The organism is Methanosarcina sp. UBA411 (assembly GCF_002495725.1).
Lineage (GTDB): Archaea > Halobacteriota > Methanosarcinia > Methanosarcinales > Methanosarcinaceae > Methanosarcina.
The window spans coordinates 47,883-48,185 of the sequence record NZ_DAGK01000022.1 but is presented as its reverse complement, the minus strand read 5'-3'; the positions used below and the strand labels follow the sequence as shown (position 1 = coordinate 48,185).

Sequence of the window (303 nt, the reverse complement as noted above, 5' to 3'; positions counted from 1 at the left end):
AAATCTGCAACCGGTTTTGTCGCAGCTGTTGTCACTGTTATATAATTTGATTTTTTAACCGTATTACTTCCAGCTGCATTTGTTGCTGTCAATGTTACTGTGTATTTTCCTGCTTTGGAATACTTATGTGTCGGATTTTTGGCTGTTGAGCTCGTTCCGTCTCCGAAATCCCATTTCCATGAAGTAGGAGTTCCTGTGCTTTTGTCAGTAAATGCAACTGTTAATGGCATATTTCCTGATGTCGGAGAAGCCGAAAACTCAGCAACCGGTTTTGTTGCAACTGTTGTTACTGTTATATAATTC

At 39.6% G+C, this 303-nt stretch carries 1 protein-coding gene; it reads right to left on the bottom strand.

The features are described from left to right. Positions 1–303 (bottom strand): PKD domain-containing protein (locus BP861_RS08530; protein ID WP_292374402.1); only part of this gene is annotated, 303 nt, incomplete at both ends.